The following is a 16809-nucleotide window of genomic DNA, read 5'->3' as shown; positions in this document are numbered from 1 at the left end:
CAAACGGCTATCAAAGTGAAATCGGTGCTGAAGGTTTGCAGCTGTCTGGCGGGCAGCGTCAGCGTTTATCGATTGCTCGTGCGCTATTAAAAGATGCGCCGATTTTAATTTTAGATGAAGCAACCAGTGCGTTAGATAATGAATCAGAGTATTACATTCAGCAAGCGCTTGATAATGTGATGAAAGATCGTACCACGTTAGTCATTGCACATCGACTGACCACCATTGAATCAGCCGATCGTATCGCCGTGTTAGACAGCGGTCAAATCGTCGAGTTGGGCACGCACGATGAGCTTATGCAATTGCAAGGTCATTATGCGCAAATGTATGAACGCGACTTTGAGTAAAATTATCGGACTATTCTTTGAGCAGCTTTGACGTTCAAATCGTGCTAAGTTAAAGTTTAGCTGAATAGGTAAGTGGTCAAATTATCATGAGTATTGAAACGACAGTGACGCGTGCCTGGCAACGTCAAGCCGCTTGGCTATGGCTATTGCTACCTATTAGTTGGTTGTACGGACTTATCACCACGCTGCGTCGTCAAGCTTATAAAGCTGGGCTGTTAGCAAGTTATCGTGCGCCTGTTCCCGTGATGGTGATCGGCAATATTAGCGTGGGCGGTAGTGGCAAAACACCATTGATTATTGCCTTGGTTGATTATCTAAAAGAACATGGAGTAAAGGTAGGGGTTATCAGCCGTGGTTACGGTGGCGACACCAGTCAAATGCCCGCTTTGGTCGATGCCGCCAGTTTGCCCAACGTGGTAGGGGATGAGCCTTGTTTGATTGTCAATATGACAAATGCACCCATGGCAGTATGTCCTAATCGTAAGCAAGCGATTATAACCTTGTTAGCTGCCCATCCTGACTTGCAATTCATTATTGCCGACGATGGCTTGCAGCATTATGCACTGCAACGTGACATTGAATGGATTGTGGTCGATTCGGCACGGGGCTTTGGTAATCAGCAACTCCTGCCAACAGGGTTTTTACGTGAGCCTATGTCACGCTTACAGGGGGCAACCGTCATCTACCATGAGCCACTAACAACAGATTCAGTGGACAAGAATAAAAATAATAGCAATCTGTACCGAGCCCATCGTTTGACAATGCATCTAGAAGCGGATGCTCTGCAACTCTTATGGCAACCTACTTTATCTTATTCTCAAATTGATGCGCCTAAAAAAGGTTGTAGAGTGCATGCGGTGAGCGGTATTGGTTATCCGCAGCGGTTTTTTGATACTTTAAGTTCGCTAGGTTTCGATGTCCTTGGACATGCTTATCCTGATCATTATGATTTTGACTTGGCGGAATTATTGCAGTATACCGAATATCCAATCGTAGTCACCAGTAAAGATGCGGTAAAAATGAGAGCGTTGCTGTCGAAAGCCACTACTGATAAAGCGTTAAATGATGAGTATCAAACGCTGATAAACAGACTATGGGTGCTGCCAGTAACTGCCGAACTCTCTGACAGCTGTTATGATAATCTGCAGCAGCAGCTAAAAAAGCTAGGTATTGATATCGCAAACGATAACAGTACCAATACCAAAGCAAATAATAGATGATGCTTTAAACCGTATAAAAATTGCTATAGGAAACCCCATGTCGTCAGTGATTATGCCCGCCAAAACTCATATTGTTATCCCTGCTCGTTTTAAAAGCACAAGGCTGCCCGGTAAGCCATTACTAGAGATACATGGTAAGCCGATGATTCTTTGGGTTGCTGAAAAGGCGCAAACAGCGCACTTCGCTGATGATATGTGTATTGCCACGGATGATGACGATATTGCCAAGGTATGCATGGATGCAGGGTTTGATGTGGTGATGACCAGTAGCGAGCATGCTTCAGGCACTGACCGTTTGGCAGAAGTTGCCGCCATCAAAGGGTGGGCAGACCATGATATTGTGGTCAACATGCAAGGCGATGAACCGTTAGTACCACCGTTATTATTGGAGCAGGTAAAGGCGCTTTTGGTCGCAGACAGTGATAGCGTGATGGCGACTTTGTGTGAGCCTATCGACGACTATGAAACCTTTATGCGCCCATCAGTGGTCAAGGTTGTCAGTCAACACGCTAATGACTTGCAACGTGCGCTTTATTTTAGCCGAGCGCCCATTCCTTGTGATCGTGATGTCGTATTGTCCAATGATGGTCATAGAAACCCACCAAAAAATGCTTATCGTCATTTAGGGTTATATGCTTATCGCGTCCGTTTATTACAGCAGTTTGTGCATTGGCCGCAAACGCCACTTGAGACACTTGAAAGCCTAGAGCAGTTACGCGTTTTAGAAAATGGAGCGCAGATTGCTATTGCAGTTGCCGCTTGTCATCTACCTGCAGGGGTTGATACCCAAGAAGATTTAGACCGCTTAAATGCCATGAGTTTGACTGAATTTCAGAGCCCCATTGGATAAATAGCCTAAGCAAAAATATTTCACCTAAAGCGTCATGAACACGCTATATCCTGAATAATCAAGCGAAGTTATAGGACGTTAGCTATGAGTGATAAGACGCAAAATACAGGCACAATGGATACTACAGACCACATTTATTTCGCCGCGTTATTGCCATGGCAGAAAAATCTGTGGTCGCAATTGACCAAGCGAGTTTTGACATCACAGCAATCTTTGCCACATGCACTATTAGCTGCTGGTATGCAAGGTATGGGCAAACGGGCTTTTGTATGGCGTTTGGTCGCTTGGCTATTATGCCGTGAGCGTGATAGCCATCCCACAGGGGCTTGCGGCGCGTGTGAAAGTTGCCAATGGCTAAGATCTGGCACGCATCCAAGCTTACAGGTATTGCCACTGATCAGTATGCCAATCAGTGCAGACAATACTGATAATAAAGAGAAATTAAGTAACGCTGCAAAGGATAAAAAATCATCCAAAACAGCCAATAACAGTGCTCTTAAGATTAAAGTGGATGATATCCGTAACTTGCAGCCTTTTATCTATCAAGGTGGTCAAGGAATGCGTATCTGTGTGTTAGATCATGCAGAGCAAATGACGATTGCCGCGGCCAACGCGCTACTCAAAACCTTAGAAGAACCACAAGCTAAAGTCCATTTATTTTTGATCAGTGATACTCCAGCACAATTACTGCCCACCATTAAAAGTCGGGTGCAGCAGTTGCCATTACAGACCATTCAGCCTGTGATCGCCGTTGACTATGTGACACAGGCACTTGGCTCTGCGGTCAATCGTGAAGCGGTCGGTACGGCTGCGATTGAGCAGCTTATTCAATTGGCAAATGGCGCACCTTTGGCCGCGATAGCCATGGCACAAGCGCCATGGTATAGCAAACGTGCGCTATGGTTGACGACGTGGCAGGCATTGCGTAGTGGTAAACGTAGTAGTGTGGCAGCCAGTGACTATTGGCAAAACCAACTGAGTATCACAGAATTTATTCAGCTGTCTGAGCTGATGCTACTTGATATGCGCCGTCTTTACTTAGGGCTTAATGAGCTTCAAAAAGACGTCAATCTATCCGCTGCCTTAGAAAAATATCCACCTGATAATAATGGCCTAGCACTTTTTTCTAATAGCTTACAGCAGACAAAAATCGCCCTGCAACAAAATGTGCAAGAAAAATTTGCCTATGATAAGCTAATGCAAGAATTGGCTTGTTTATAAGAAAATCTGCCTCGATAGCAAATAAAAATACCAAACTTAATGAAGGAAGCTGACTATGGCCATGCCAGGACGCGGCGGGATATTAACCTGCCACATTGAAAATATCGAAATGTTATATGCCAGCTACTTGTCCTTTGTCAGTAATGGCGCATTATTTGTGCCATCCAATGATGCTCAGCAGCTAGGTAACGAGGTGTTTATCGCCATCACTTTACCCAATTCTAGCGAGCGTTTGCCTATGAATGGCAAAGTAGTTTGGATCAACGCCAAAACTCAAGGTGGCCGACCGGCAGGTTTTGCGGTACAGATTGGAACTGATATTGCAGGTCAAAGAATTAAAAACGAAGTTGAGCGATTATTGGCGGGTAAAATAGATGGTTTGCAGTCCACGTATACCATGTAATTGTACTTGTAATGGTTTTGATAAGTATTAGACGACTATTATTAAATAAACAGTATAAAAAAAGCCACCTTATATATCGATAAGGCGGCTTTTTTTATGAGCATAAGACTAGGGCGTGTCTTCATTTTAAAAATGGTGATAAAAATTGCCGTCAAACAATGAAGGTAATGCAAATAATATCGAGATATCAAGAAGCTGTTTGACTATCCTTGGCAAAATGTAGCCATTTCTAGCCAATTTAGAGGACAATCGATTGAATTGAAGACACACCCTAAGTAAAGCCAGCATATCTTTTAATAGCGCGGTGGCACATACATATCATCTGGAATAGGCTCACGGTAGTATTCGTCATCACGTTTACGATCGGGTAATTCTACTTCATCACGTGGCACTTCCTTATAAGGAATTTGTTCGAGTAGATGAGCAATACAGTTTAGCCTTGCGCGTTTTTTATTGTTACCTTCAACCACCCACCAAGGTGCTTCAGGGATATGCGTTCGCTCAAACATGGTCTCTTTAGCCTTGGTATAGTCTTCCCAACGGCGGCGTGACTGTAAGTCCATGGCTGAGAGCTTCCATTGCTTGAGCGGGTCATGAATACGGCTCATAAAGCGTGAATGCTGCTCATCATCAGTGATCGAAAACCAGTACTTCACCAAGCGAATACCTGAGCGTACTAGCATGCGTTCAAACTCAGGCACCGACTGAAAAAATTCTTCATACTGTGCATCGGTACAAAAACCCATCACACGCTCAACCCCCACACGGTTATACCAACTACGGTCAAACAGAACAATTTCACCAGCAGCAGGCAAATGGGCAACATAACGCTGAAAATACCATTGTGATTGCTCACGTTCCGTCGGTGCAGGTAGGGCAGCCACTCGACACACACGAGGGTTTAAGCGCTGCGTGATACGCTTGATAGCGCCACCTTTACCCGCTGAGTCACGACCCTCAAATATGACAACGATACGCTCACCGCGATCAACGACCCAGTCTTGTAACTTAATAAGCTCACGCTGTAGCCTTACCAACTCTTGAAAGTACATACGACGATCAAGTCTTTCTTGCTCACTCATTTCGCGCCCATCAAAACGAAAGTCACGCACATAATCATCTATCTCGTTTTCTAGCTCTTCATCATAAGTATCGATGAGGTCTTCGTGCATCTTACGCCGCAACTGATCATTAAAAACCTCTTTATCCATACGCTCGATAAAACTGTGTTGCTCAGGTGAGCTAAGTTCCTGACGCTCTTGTGGCGTGAGGGATTTGGGATTGATGGACGAAGGTATCTTACCCATAAAAAACTCCTAATCAGTGTTGTTATGATTTTTATTGGTTATCCTCTTACTTTAGCATAACTACCGATAGAGCTATGCGTTGGCTACGTTTCATTATTGTGTTGTTAGCCAGACCATGACTAATATCCAGTTTTGAGTAGTAAATGAGCATAAAAAAGCACCCTCTAATCCATCGATTAAAGAGTGCTTTAAAGTATTCGTGCTAACTATTGACTGATAATACCAATCAAATAATAGCAGTCAAAGAGTTATTTCTCTAAGATACAAGTCACGCCCTGACCACCAGCTGCACAGATAGAGATTAGTGCACGACCTGAGCCTTTTTGATCCAATAGCTTCGCTGCAGTGGCTAGGATACGACCGCCCGTTGCGGCAAATGGATGACCCGCAGCTAACGACGAGCCATTAACGTTCAGCTTGCTACGATCGATAGAGCCTAATGGTGCATCTAGTCCTAGACGCTCTTCACAGAACTTTTCATCTTCCCAAGCAGCTAGTGTTGATAACACTTGTGATGCAAAGGCTTCATGGATTTCATAAAAATCGAAATCTTGTAGTGTTAGACCTGCACGCTCAAGCATACGCGGTACGGCATAAGCAGGTGCCATTAATAGGCCTTCTGTGGTGCCAGATTTACCAATGAAATCAACGGCGGCCGTTTCTTGATGAACGATATAAGCCAATGGCTTAAGACCACGCTCTTTTGCCCACTCATCGGTTCCCAATAGGACACAAGAGGCACCATCCGTTAACGGTGTAGAGTTGGCTGCTGTCATCGTTGGATTGGCGTTCTTTTTACCAAACACAGGCTTTAATTTAGCCAGTTTTTCCAAAGTGGTATCAGGGCGCAAGTTGTTATCGCGCGTCAGACCTTTGTATGGAGTGATTAGGTCGTCAAAGAATCCTTCATCATAAGCGCGCGCTAGGTTTTGATGACTGTTAAAAGCAAGCTCATCTTGTGCTTCGCGGCTGATATTCCACTCAAGAGTGGTGATGGCTTGATGGTCGCCCATTGATAGACCAGTGCGTGGTTCACCGTTTTGTGGCGAATCGATTAAGTCTTTTGGATTTAGACCCATTAACGCTTTTAGGCGTTGTTTGTTGTCTTTAGCCGCGCCCAGTTTGATCAGTACTTTACGTAGACCATCACCAATCGCGATCGGTGCATCAGAGGTCGTGTCTACGCCGCCAGTAATTGCTGAATCGATAAGACCCAATGCGATTTTATTGGCAGAAGCAAAAGTCGCTTGCAAGCCAGTACCGCAAGCTTGTGAGATATCATAAGTTGGCGTATGTGGGTTGAGCGCTGTGTTAAGTGTGGCTTCGCGAGTTAGGTTGATGTCACGGCTTAGTTTCATGACGGCACCAGACACCACTTCACCCAACACTTCGTCTTGTAGATTATAGCGTTCAATCAAGCCATCTAATGCAGCTGTCAACATGTCGGTGTTGCTAACGTCAGCGTATGAACCGTTCGAGCGTGCAAACGGAATACGGTTGCCACCTAAGATAGCCACACGATTTTGACCAGCAACGGCTTTTGTTTTGCTGGTTTTTTTGGCAGCAGATGCTGGCTTTTTCGTAGTAGAAGCTGATGATTTATCATTCACTTCTGTGGTGCTGGAAGACTCTTTATTACTAGAAGACTCTTTATTAGACGTGTCTGTAGCTGTCGTGCTTTTAGCTTTTTTAACAGCCGTTTCTGTTTTGGCGCTGTCTGATTTATTATCAGTAGATTTTGACGCACTGGCTTTTACCACTGTGCTTTCAACAACAGGGCTATCAGAGTGATTGTTTTTATTACTCATAATATTATCCTTAAAAAATACGGGCAGAAGAAAAGAGGGTAACAATAGTAAAGCTAATAATAAAAATGATTACATTAAAAAATTCAACAATAGAAAATAAACAAGAAGCAAATATTATCACTTATTACGCCGCATAACTGTTTATGATAAGACGTTTTTACGACCTTACTGTATATCTTTGGCAAACTATGTGACGCTTATCTAAGGTCGGTATCAGCTTTGAAAGACATCAATATGACTTTCGTAGACTGGCTAGTATCGATTATTGGCATTGCATAACGATAGATTTGATAATATATTGTTATCGATAATTGCATTTGCTATAACTTATAGGTCTGATTTTAGCACAATGTGGTGATTTTTAAATCCAGAAAAAGTGACCGTCTTGTATACTGACTTGTTTACAGATTGTTGTAGACATTATCGGTTTTTGGACTTGTTTAAGATGGCAGTGTATAGTTAGGCCAGCTTTAGACTCATTTACTAAATATCAATAATTATGAGGTTATTGAGTCTATATAATAGGCACATTACATTTATTACTATTATTCTAACCGTTCGTTATAGGGATTATATTATGTCAGACCGTTATGGTGATTTTGTTCAGTCTTCTATTGGCAAAAAAGTGGCCAAAAATTTGGGTTTACCGTTACCTGTTACCCTTGATCGCTTCGAAAGCGGTGAGCCTTTAGTACGTGGTAGCGTATTGGTTGGTCGTGCTAATGGCGATGATAAAAGCGTCAGTGAGTCTGTGGCGCGAATTTTGTCAGACGTACATGCTGATGTTTATGTAAACAGCAGTGATGATATCAAAGATGCCCTTGCTGATGCAGGCGTTGAAGCAAAAGCCAATACGGGCGGCGATGATAAATTTAAAGTTTTATTGTTTGATGCCAGTAATATTAGCAATGCCGATCAATTAAAAGAAGTGTATGAGTTCTTCCATACTGTGGCTCGTCGTGTAGAAAAGTCTGGTCGCGTCATTATTATTGGTCGCCCACCAGAAAATATCTCTGACATTGATACAGCTTTGGCTCAGCGCGCGCTTGAAGGCTTTGTGAAGTCTGTCGGTAAAGAGTTCAAACGCGGTATTACGGCACAGCTTATTTATGTGGAAGATGGCGCAGAGCAAAACCTAGATTCGACTTTACGCTTTTTCACCTCCGCTCGTTCAGCTTATGTCTCAGGACAAGTCGTACGCGTTAGTAAAGGTAGTAATGTTGATGTCGATTGGACGCAGCCTCTTGGTGGCAAAACCATGCTGGTGACTGGTGCAAGTCGCGGTATTGGTGAAGCAATTGCTCGCGTTTTGGCTCGCGAAGGCGCTCACGTTATCTGCCTTGATGTACCGCAGCAGCAAGCAGACCTACAAAAAGTCGCTAGCGAAATTAGTGGCTCAGTATTGACCGTCGACATCACCAGTGATGACGCTGGCAAACAAATCGCCGAAGCTGCACAAAAGCGTGGCGGCTTAGATTCAATCATCCATAATGCTGGCGTCACTCGTGATAAGACATTGGCAAACATGGACGAGAAAAAGTGGGACATGGTTATCGATATTAACCTAGCTAGTATCGCTAGGCTGAACCGCTATTTGCTAGACAACGATGTATTAAAAGACAATGCACGTATCGTTTGTGTGTCATCAATTTCAGGTATCGCTGGCAACTTGGGTCAAACCAACTATGCAACCTCTAAAGCAGGGGTGATTGGTTTGGTGAATGCCACTGCCAAGCAGTTAGAAGACAACGCCAAAGGCATGACGATCAACGCCGTTGCTCCAGGGTTTATTGAAACGCAAATGACCGAAGCCATTCCATTTGCTATTCGTGAAGCGGGTCGCCGTATGAACTCTATGAGCCAAGGCGGCTTGCCAGTAGACGTGGCTGAGACCATCGCATGGTTTGCATCACCTGCTTCTGGTGGCTTAAATGGCAACATCGTTCGCGTTTGTGGTCAAAGCTTATTGGGTGCTTAATATCACTTTATAAGTAAGTGTCAATTATAAGTAAGTGTAAATGATGATTTATATAATGATAAATAGCTGATATTAATCATTATTTTTAATTTTCCTCACATATGCTTACGAAAAAATTGCTTATAAATCGTAATAAAGCTGCCCAAGGGTGGCTTTTTTATGATAAAAACACAGAGAACCAGTAGCCAAATTATTTTTTGCTGTGAGAGTTGCTTACATTGTCTAAAACCACGCCTATGAATTGTGCCTAATTTAGGCATAACACTGGTAGCATTGCTCAATGATAGGCTGTAACCAATAATGTCATAGCATCTTTAGATACACCAAGAAAATTTGCTCAAGCCCCACTTAGGATTTATTATGTCAGACAAACATTATGATGCGTTGCCGAAAGCGCATACGACCTATGCCAACATCGTTAAAAGTTTATTGCCTATTGGTAATAACGGCAAAATTAGTAAAGACCAATTGCCGCAAGCGACTTACTATGTGGACGATTTGCACATTGACCAAAGTAACTTAAACGATTATCGTAAAATTTGTGGTTTTGCAGATAATGGCAAAGTACCTATTACTTACTTTTCAGTGCTGTCTCAAACGCTGCAAATGAATATGATGGTTAAAGAGCCATTTCCATTTGCTATGTTGGGTCTAGTGCACGTCGATAATAGTGTGACTCAGTATCGTCCTATCGGTGAGCGTGAAACGGTTGCTATGTCAGTCACCTTTGATAATTTGCGTGACCATGCTCAGGGTCAGCAGTTTGATTTTGTGACGACGGTCAAGTCAGAAGATAAGGTGATTTGGGAAGGTACTTCGACGTATCTATCACGCAGCAAAAAACCAATCAGCAGCAAAGACAAAAAAAGCACTCCACGTCCAATAACGGTCAAGCCATCAGTCAACCCAGAAGGCGTGCATAGTATCTTTGAAGTGCCAGAAGATATCGGTCGTCGTTATGCTTTTGTTTCAGGTGATTTTAACCTCATTCATCTCCATCCATTATCTGCGCGTGCGTTTGGCTTTCCTAAAGCGATTGCTCACGGCATGTGGTCAAAGGCCAAATGCCTTGCTATGATGGACGAGTTGCCGGATGCTTGTACGGTTGATGTGTCATTTAAACTGCCTATCTTTTTGCCAGCCGAAGTAGAGCTTATCGCTGATCCGGTGGCTGCACTTGAAGACACAGACGATACCTGTGAGTTTGGTTTATTTAGCTCTAAAAATGACAAGCCGCATTTGGCAGGTACGGTTAAATTACAGAGTGGCAATGAGTAAAAGCCAGTAGAACGACTGTCATTTAACTAAAAAATATCTCAATATGGTCGATTCGTGATAGAAAAGTAATAGCGTTAACCTCGCTTGAAGTATTGCTTATACATCGACACGCGGTTGCTTTGTACTTATTTTAACTGGAATTGACCATAGTAAATATAACGAACAAATTTATAATTATGACTTCACATACCGCCGTACCAAACCCAGATCAACTGAATCATTCAGTAGCTATTGACACAGTATCGAATGCTGGCAATAACGTTTTAGACAATGGCGTTGATCTTAGTACTGTTCTTGAGCCTTATTTTCGTCCTGATGACACTACCATTGTATGCGGTGCACTCAATGACGAAAAAGTGGTTGCCTTAGCGAACGCTGGGGTTGAGTTAGTGATTAACTTACAGCCAGATGATGAATTGAGCTTTGATGAAGCTGCAGCGGTCGAGCGAGCTGGCATGGACTATGAGCATCTGCCTATTAATGGTGCTGCAGACTTAAAGCAGCTTAATATATTGGCATTTGATAACATATTGCGCCAACATCATGGCAAAAAAACGGCAGTGCATTGTGGCTCAGGCAATAGAGTGGGTGCCGCAATGGCGCTACGCGCAGGATGGCTACGGGGACGTAAAATGGACACCGCTATGGAACGTGGGCGCAGTCATGGTTTAACGAAGCTTGAGCAAGAAGTTCATAATCGTCTGTTGGTACCGCGTTAAGACCATAAGGATGACAACGTATTATTGGGCAGCATTGAATGACTGAGAGGCGACCACTAGGTTGCCTTTTTTATTAAGGTGCGTTGTTATTTTTAAAAATGAGGACACGCCCTAAGCAAACGAAAAGATAAATTGCTAATATTGAGATATTGAACAGTTACGCCTTAGCAAATAATGTATTTTTTATCATATGAATACTTAATATTGGGGGCTAAATAGTTTTTTACCGTTTAGCTGTTTTATAGAAATGGAGCAGGGTAGCCATGATCGACAATAATAATAAAACCACGCAGATTTTTGATCAACAGATAAATATAACGTTGCAACAACGTTTGCAGCAAATACTCACCGACTTACAGCTTGATGATGCACCAGCTGGTGGTGCCGTGGTTGTTTATCAGGCAGGAGAATGCATTGCACAGGCGAGTGTGGGGATGGCACGTCCAGAAATTCCGTGGCAGCCTGATACTTTGGCGATTAACTTTTCGACGGGTAAAGGTGTATTGGCGACGCTCGTACATATATTAGTTTCGCAGCAGATGCTTGATTATGACCAACCTATTGCCCATTATTGGCGTGCATTTCCTGCACAGAATAAAGGGAATATTACGCTACGTAGCGTGATGTCGCATCAAGCCAACTTATTCTCAATTCAGAGTATCGATGCGGATAGCGAAACTTTGCTTGATTGGGATCAAATGCTCAATAAAGTTGCTGCCATGCCAATCACAGCACCAGACCATGGCGAGCTATATGACAGCGCTTATAGTGCTCTGGTCTATGGTTGGGTGTTGGGCGGTCTGATAGAAGCCGTTACGGAAATGTCTTTAGCTGAGGCATTGCGCCATTATCTCACTGAGCCTTTAGGTATTGCTGATAGTTGCTATTTTGGTGTACCAGAGAATAAAGTCAACCAAGTAGCAAGACTGGCCAAAGACTTCGAAGCATCAAATGAGGCTGGTTCACAACTGCGTCATAAACGTCATAAGCCAACGCTAAAAGCCGACTCACAAAGTACTTTACGTACTTATGCTAGTCTGCCTAGCTACACTTGTTGGCAGCAGCTAGCTTTAATGGATGGCAAAGCGGCAGACCTAAGTTCAGATGATGAGCAAAATACTTTACCGATATTAGACACGGCTCATATTAATCGTTTGTACTTCAATACCAGTCAGCTTAATCTAAAAAATTATAAGGCGGCACTCATACCTGCTGGCAAACAAGCGATCGATTATCACAGTCGTGAGACACTACAGGCCATTATTCCAGCAGCAAATGGTGTCGCTTCAGCTCAGGCATTGGCCACCATCTATTCCATGTTAGCCAACGGCGGAACATGGCAAGGACACACATTTATTAATAGCGGCACTTTTGAGCAACTATCCAAACCGCAAGTCACAGGGATAGATGCCGTTATGCCAGCAAACATGGATTGGCGCTTGGGTTATCATCGGTTATTTAGTCTTTGTCAGCATACAGACAGTGAAAAAGTTGATGCAAACAAGCAAGGGTTTGGGCATATGGGCTATAACGGTTCGGTTGCTTGGTGTGACCCAGAGCGTCAATTGTCATTTGCCTTTATCCATAATTTTGACACCACGATGCTGAATGATGTCCGTCAGTTTGCACTAACGGAAGCGGTACTTAACTTAGTCGATTCAGAGCTTTCAAAGCGCTAAATAGCTCTATCGATAAGGTTAATGTGATTTATTCGGCGTCATTTTAAGCAATTTTGTGGCGCTAAGACCATGAATAAAGATTGACGCCAAAATGACAATTGAACAGACGACCCACAGTTTAAGCGCATCTTCATCACCGAAAAAACCTTGGTTGAGCGCATAGGATAAATAATATAGCGTGCCAATACCACGGATGCCCAAAGCAGAGATGGCATATTTTTCAGTGTGTGGCATGTTTAGTCCTGATAAAGCAATAAACCCACCAATGGGACGTATCAACAAGAGGAAGGTGAAGCTGACGATGTAAACACGCCATGTCAGCTCAACGCCCGACTGCAATCCTTGACCAAGAAACATGCCGAAAGTGACCAGCACTAGAGACATCAGCAAGCCTTCTGATTGTTCTGCAAAATCATGGAGCTTGTGGTGATAGCTGTGCTCATGCTCTGAGCGGCGAAAGGCAAATGCCGCGATAAATACGGCGATAAAGCCATAACTATGTACAAATTCGGCAAGTCCATAAGCCACTAACGTTAGCGCAATGACCACATAGCCTTGAGAAATAGTAGTGTTTTGGCTATATTTTGAAAATACTAGCTTGGCCATAATTTTACCAACGACAATCCCAACTACCAGCCCAGCACCAATTTTCCATAAGACATCATGAGTGAACCATGACCAGAGCATCTCGAGGGTAAAGGAATTGCCTTGGCTAAAAGCTTCTGCTATTTTTATGGCCAAATAAACAAATGGGAAAGCCAGTCCGTCATTCAATCCTGCTTCTGACGTCAAAGTAAAGCGAGGTGTGTCTTCGCGACCTGTATTGGGTGGCCCTACTTGAATACTAGAAGCCAATACAGGATCGGTTGGAGCCAGTACTGCGCCCAGCAATATAGCGGCTCCCAGACTGAGACCAAATGCATAGTAGCCTAGCACCGCCATCGCAAAGATGCCAATCGGCATGGTAATAAGCAACAGACGTACGGTTGGCCGCCACAATTGCCAAGACAGCTTCGTATCAATTTTGATACCAGCACCAACCAAGGATACGAGCACCACAATTTCGGTTAATTTTTCGATAATTAAGCCGTTATTCATAGGGTCTAAAAATGATAAGGTCGTCCACCAGTACCCCATGAGTAATCCAAAGCTGACCTGCAACATAGGCAAAGAGATAGGCGTGCGCTTAAATATAATGGGGAATAACGCCCCCAGTAAAAAAGCGATACCGCAGACCAATAAAAATAAATTGTAGTTTTCAATCATAAGGTAGGTGCACGCTGTTATGTTTATCTTAAAAAGTTAGAGTGAGGTCATATTTACTAGTCCATTATAATGACGCTAAAAAATAATGATTACCGCAAAAAATCGTTATCAAAACGACATATGCGTTGTTTTTTGGTGAAAAAAAAGCCTGCATAGCGCAGGCTTAATAGATTTTTACCAATATACTTTAACGATTAATAATTTAAGGCCTAGCGCTCAACTTGACTCACGTCACGTACCGCACCGGTATCGGCACTGGTAGTCATGGCAGCATAGGCACGTAGCGCAGGGGTCACATGACGGTCACGGCTTACAGGCTTCCACGCATCGCGGCCACGAGCTTCCATTGCTTCGCGGCGAGTGGCCAAATCGGCATCACTGACTTGCATGTTAATCGTACGATTAGGAATGTCGATATGGATGGTATCGCCTTCTTCAACCAGACCAATTGCGCCGCCTTCCGCTGCTTCTGGGCTGGCATGACCGATTGATAGGCCTGAGGTACCACCAGAGAAACGACCATCGGTGAGTAAGGCGCATTCTTTACCCAAGCCTTTTGACTTGAGATAAGTCGTTGGATAGAGCATCTCTTGCATACCAGGACCGCCTTTAGGGCCTTCATAACGGATGATAACAACATCACCTGCGACAATATCATCAGCCAATACCGCGGCAACTGCGTCATCTTGTGATTCAAATAATCGCGCACGACCAGTAAATACTAGGATGCTGTCATCCACACCTGCGGTTTTGACTACACAGCCACGCTCAGCGATATTGCCATACAATACGGCCAAACCACCATCTGTAGAATAGGCATGTTGGGCACTACGGATACAACCTGACTCACGGTTGACGTCGAGGTTTGACCATTCTTTTGATTGTGAAAATGCCTCAGTGGTACGTATGCCACCCGGTGCTGCAAGGAAGCGTGCGCGAGCCTCTTGATTATCAGGATTCATGATATCCCACTTATCAATCGCGGCTTTCATCGTTGGACTATGGATGGTCGGTACGTCAGTCTTCAGTAATCCAGCACGATCAAGCTCGGCCAATAACGCAAAGACACCGCCAGCACGATGCACATCTTCCATGTGGTATTTTTGCGAGGCAGGGGCGACTTTTGCAAGGCAAGGTACACCGCGACTTAGACGATCGATATCTGACATTTTGAAATCGACTTCTGCTTCGTTAGCAGCCGCTAACAGATGCAAAATAGTATTGGTTGAGCCGCCCATGGCGATATCTAAGGTCATCGCGTTTTCAAAAGCTGCTTTGCTCGCGATTGAGCGTGGCAATACTGAATCATCATCTTGCTCATAGCGACGTTTGGCAAGTGAGACAATGGTGCGTCCTGCTTCTAAAAACAACTCGCGGCGTAGCGAATGGGTGGCGAGTAGCGAACCATTACCTGGTAGTGCTAAGCCCAACGCCTCGGTTAAGCAGTTCATTGAGTTAGCAGTAAACATACCAGAGCACGAACCACAAGTTGGGCAAGCTGAGGCTTCGATAGCGGCTACATCTTCATCACTAATGCTGTCGTCAGCAGCATCCATCATCGCATCGACAAGGTCAAGCTTACGAATGGCACTACTGTCACTACCATCGGTATTATGGCTCTTACCAACTGTGCTGGCTAAAATCTTGCCCGCTTCCATTGGGCCACCTGAAATAAACACTACTGGAATATTTAGGCGCATGGCTGCCATCAACATACCCGGCGTTATTTTATCGCAGTTGGAGATACACACTAAGGCATCTGCGCAATGGGCATTGACCATATACTCGACCGAGTCGGCAATCAAATCGCGACTTGGCAGTGAGTACAACATACCGCTATGACCCATGGCAATACCATCATCGACTGCAATGGTGTTGAACTCTTTAGCCACGCCGCCTGCTTGTTCAATTTCACGTGCGACCAGTTGCCCCAAGTCTTTTAGATGCACATGGCCAGGTACGAACTGGGTAAATGAGTTGGCAATCGCAATGATTGGTTTACCAAAGTCGCCATCAGTCATGCCAGTTGCACGCCATAATGCGCGCGCGCCTGCCATATTACGGCCGCCAGTAGAGGTTTTTGAGCGATAATCCATGTGATATTCCTTACAAATAGGCGAGGTTTGTGAAAATGTGCACCCTCAACTTTAATATTGATAGTGTGCTTTTTATAAAATGCGAGGACTAGTGAATAATACTAGGTCGTTACCATACCATTAGATATGAATCACTGAAAACTATTCATTGATAATGCCAAGTCAATAATAGTCATAACATCGTAAGTATTTGGAAGATAAGGTGTTATTCGACGCGCTCTACTATCGCCGCCTCAAACCAAGGTAGCTCTATTTTTTCCGCTTCCAATTTAGCGATAACCACTAACGCATGAGTCGCTGGCAAGCATTGATAATCAGCGTTTGCTTCAATACGAAGTAGTTGCTCATTACCTTCAGCTTGTTCATCTATACTGATTAAGGTTTGCTTATTATTTTTGTAGAGTACATCGATACGACCAAAAAACTGCCAATCTTTAAAAGCGGCTGTAACAGCATCTGCTTCATTCTGGGTATAAAGTTGTTGGGTGTCTTTGCCCGTATTGGTCCAATGCAAGCGTACGGCTAACTGCAGCGCTTCGCTAAACACCACCAATGACCCGATGATTTTGACATGCCAAGGGCTGCTTATTAGTGCTTCGTTAATACCAATCAGCTTGGCTGCTTCATGAGCGCTCAT

13 protein-coding genes and 1 pseudogene are annotated in these 16809 nt (G+C 43.9%); 9 read left to right on the top strand and 5 right to left on the bottom strand.

Annotated elements, in window-relative coordinates; all coding sequences use genetic code 11:
• The 5 genes from B2575_RS12875 to B2575_RS12855 form a co-directional block, all read left to right on the top strand.
• Nucleotides 1–347: ATP-binding cassette domain-containing protein (locus tag B2575_RS12875; RefSeq protein WP_296242518.1), on the top strand; the 347-nt coding region annotated here is incomplete at its 5' end.
• A gap of 86 nt (nucleotides 348–433) precedes the next feature.
• Entirely contained in the window at nucleotides 434–1567 is a 1134-nt protein-coding gene (gene lpxK / locus B2575_RS12870) for a tetraacyldisaccharide 4'-kinase (RefSeq protein WP_296242517.1), read from the top strand.
• 37 nt (nucleotides 1568–1604) lie between these two features.
• Nucleotides 1605–2417, top strand: a complete 813-nt coding sequence (gene kdsB, locus B2575_RS12865) for a 3-deoxy-manno-octulosonate cytidylyltransferase (RefSeq protein ID WP_296242515.1) — start codon at nucleotides 1605–1607, stop codon at nucleotides 2415–2417.
• 84 nt (nucleotides 2418–2501) lie between these two features.
• A complete protein-coding gene (locus B2575_RS12860; RefSeq protein ID WP_296242513.1) occupies nucleotides 2502–3638 on the top strand; it encodes a DNA polymerase III subunit delta' in 1137 nt (378 codons plus the stop codon).
• Nucleotides 3639–3693: 55 nt separating this feature from the next.
• The gene (locus tag B2575_RS12855; protein ID WP_045446052.1) at nucleotides 3694–4041 is read left to right on the top strand and encodes a PilZ domain-containing protein; all 348 of its coding nucleotides are present in this window, start codon (nucleotides 3694–3696) and stop codon (nucleotides 4039–4041) included.
• Between the two features lie 293 nt (nucleotides 4042–4334).
• Here the strand turns inward: B2575_RS12855 and ppk2 are convergent, their stop codons facing one another.
• Both ppk2 and B2575_RS12845 read right to left on the bottom strand, forming a co-directional pair.
• Entirely contained in the window at nucleotides 4335–5348 is a 1014-nt protein-coding gene (gene ppk2 / locus B2575_RS12850) for a polyphosphate kinase 2 (RefSeq protein WP_228139068.1), read from the bottom strand.
• 248 nt (nucleotides 5349–5596) lie between these two features.
• Nucleotides 5597–7156: an acetyl-CoA C-acetyltransferase gene (locus B2575_RS12845; protein WP_296242505.1), complete on the bottom strand. Its 1560-nt coding sequence runs from the start codon at nucleotides 7154–7156 to the stop codon at nucleotides 5597–5599.
• Nucleotides 7157–7733: 577 nt separating this feature from the next.
• On the opposite strand from B2575_RS12845, the gene B2575_RS12840 reads away from it, so the two are divergent.
• The 4 genes from B2575_RS12840 (at nucleotide 7734) to B2575_RS12825 (ending at nucleotide 12810) form a co-directional block, all read left to right on the top strand.
• The gene (locus B2575_RS12840; protein ID WP_296242502.1) at nucleotides 7734–9134 is read left to right on the top strand and encodes a 3-oxoacyl-ACP reductase; all 1401 of its coding nucleotides are present in this window, start codon (nucleotides 7734–7736) and stop codon (nucleotides 9132–9134) included.
• A gap of 360 nt (nucleotides 9135–9494) precedes the next feature.
• Complete coding sequence (locus B2575_RS12835) at nucleotides 9495–10412, top strand: MaoC family dehydratase (protein WP_198330652.1); 918 nt, start codon at nucleotides 9495–9497, stop codon at nucleotides 10410–10412.
• 176 nt (nucleotides 10413–10588) lie between these two features.
• Nucleotides 10589–11131: a beta-lactamase hydrolase domain-containing protein gene (locus B2575_RS12830; protein WP_198330653.1), complete on the top strand. Its 543-nt coding sequence runs from the start codon at nucleotides 10589–10591 to the stop codon at nucleotides 11129–11131.
• A gap of 263 nt (nucleotides 11132–11394) precedes the next feature.
• Nucleotides 11395–12810 carry a serine hydrolase domain-containing protein gene (locus tag B2575_RS12825; RefSeq protein WP_296242499.1) on the top strand — a complete coding sequence of 472 codons (1416 nt, stop codon included), beginning with the start codon at nucleotides 11395–11397 and terminating at the stop codon, nucleotides 12808–12810.
• A gap of 18 nt (nucleotides 12811–12828) precedes the next feature.
• Here the strand turns inward: B2575_RS12825 and B2575_RS12820 are convergent, their stop codons facing one another.
• The 3 genes and pseudogenes from B2575_RS12820 to B2575_RS12810 form a co-directional block, all read right to left on the bottom strand.
• Complete coding sequence (locus B2575_RS12820) at nucleotides 12829–14076, bottom strand: cation:proton antiporter (protein WP_201553713.1); 1248 nt, start codon at nucleotides 14074–14076, stop codon at nucleotides 12829–12831.
• Nucleotides 14077–14285: 209 nt separating this feature from the next.
• Entirely contained in the window at nucleotides 14286–16172 is a 1887-nt protein-coding gene (ilvD, locus tag B2575_RS12815; protein ID WP_193009323.1) for a dihydroxy-acid dehydratase, read from the bottom strand.
• 205 nt (nucleotides 16173–16377) lie between these two features.
• Nucleotides 16378–16809: pseudogene (locus B2575_RS12810) on the bottom strand (hypothetical protein); the annotation flags it as partial.

The sequence above is a fragment of the Psychrobacter sp. UBA6739 genome, assembly GCF_002453835.1.
Classification (GTDB): domain Bacteria; phylum Pseudomonadota; class Gammaproteobacteria; order Pseudomonadales; family Moraxellaceae; genus Psychrobacter; species Psychrobacter immobilis_A.
Note: the sequence above shows the minus strand (reverse complement) of the source record. Positions and strands in the feature narration are given on the sequence as shown.

What these genes read in the sequence shown, in the direction of transcription:
- ilvD (WP_193009323.1), bottom strand. Translation starts at nt 16,172, where the DNA reads ATGGATTATCGCTCAAAAACCTCTACTGGCGGCCGTAATATGGCAGGC.
- B2575_RS12860 (WP_296242513.1), top strand. Translation starts at nt 2,502, where the DNA reads ATGAGTGATAAGACGCAAAATACAGGCACAATGGATACTACAGACCAC.
- B2575_RS12835 (WP_198330652.1), top strand. Translation starts at nt 9,495, where the DNA reads ATGTCAGACAAACATTATGATGCGTTGCCGAAAGCGCATACGACCTAT.
- B2575_RS12840 (WP_296242502.1), top strand. Translation starts at nt 7,734, where the DNA reads ATGTCAGACCGTTATGGTGATTTTGTTCAGTCTTCTATTGGCAAAAAA.
- B2575_RS12825 (WP_296242499.1), top strand. Translation starts at nt 11,395, where the DNA reads ATGATCGACAATAATAATAAAACCACGCAGATTTTTGATCAACAGATA.
- kdsB (WP_296242515.1), top strand. Translation starts at nt 1,605, where the DNA reads ATGTCGTCAGTGATTATGCCCGCCAAAACTCATATTGTTATCCCTGCT.
- B2575_RS12855 (WP_045446052.1), top strand. Translation starts at nt 3,694, where the DNA reads ATGGCCATGCCAGGACGCGGCGGGATATTAACCTGCCACATTGAAAAT.
- B2575_RS12845 (WP_296242505.1), bottom strand. Translation starts at nt 7,156, where the DNA reads ATGAGTAATAAAAACAATCACTCTGATAGCCCTGTTGTTGAAAGCACA.
- ppk2 (WP_228139068.1), bottom strand. Translation starts at nt 5,348, where the DNA reads ATGGGTAAGATACCTTCGTCCATCAATCCCAAATCCCTCACGCCACAA.
- B2575_RS12830 (WP_198330653.1), top strand. Translation starts at nt 10,589, where the DNA reads ATGACTTCACATACCGCCGTACCAAACCCAGATCAACTGAATCATTCA.
- lpxK (WP_296242517.1), top strand. Translation starts at nt 434, where the DNA reads ATGAGTATTGAAACGACAGTGACGCGTGCCTGGCAACGTCAAGCCGCT.
- B2575_RS12820 (WP_201553713.1), bottom strand. Translation starts at nt 14,076, where the DNA reads ATGATTGAAAACTACAATTTATTTTTATTGGTCTGCGGTATCGCTTTT.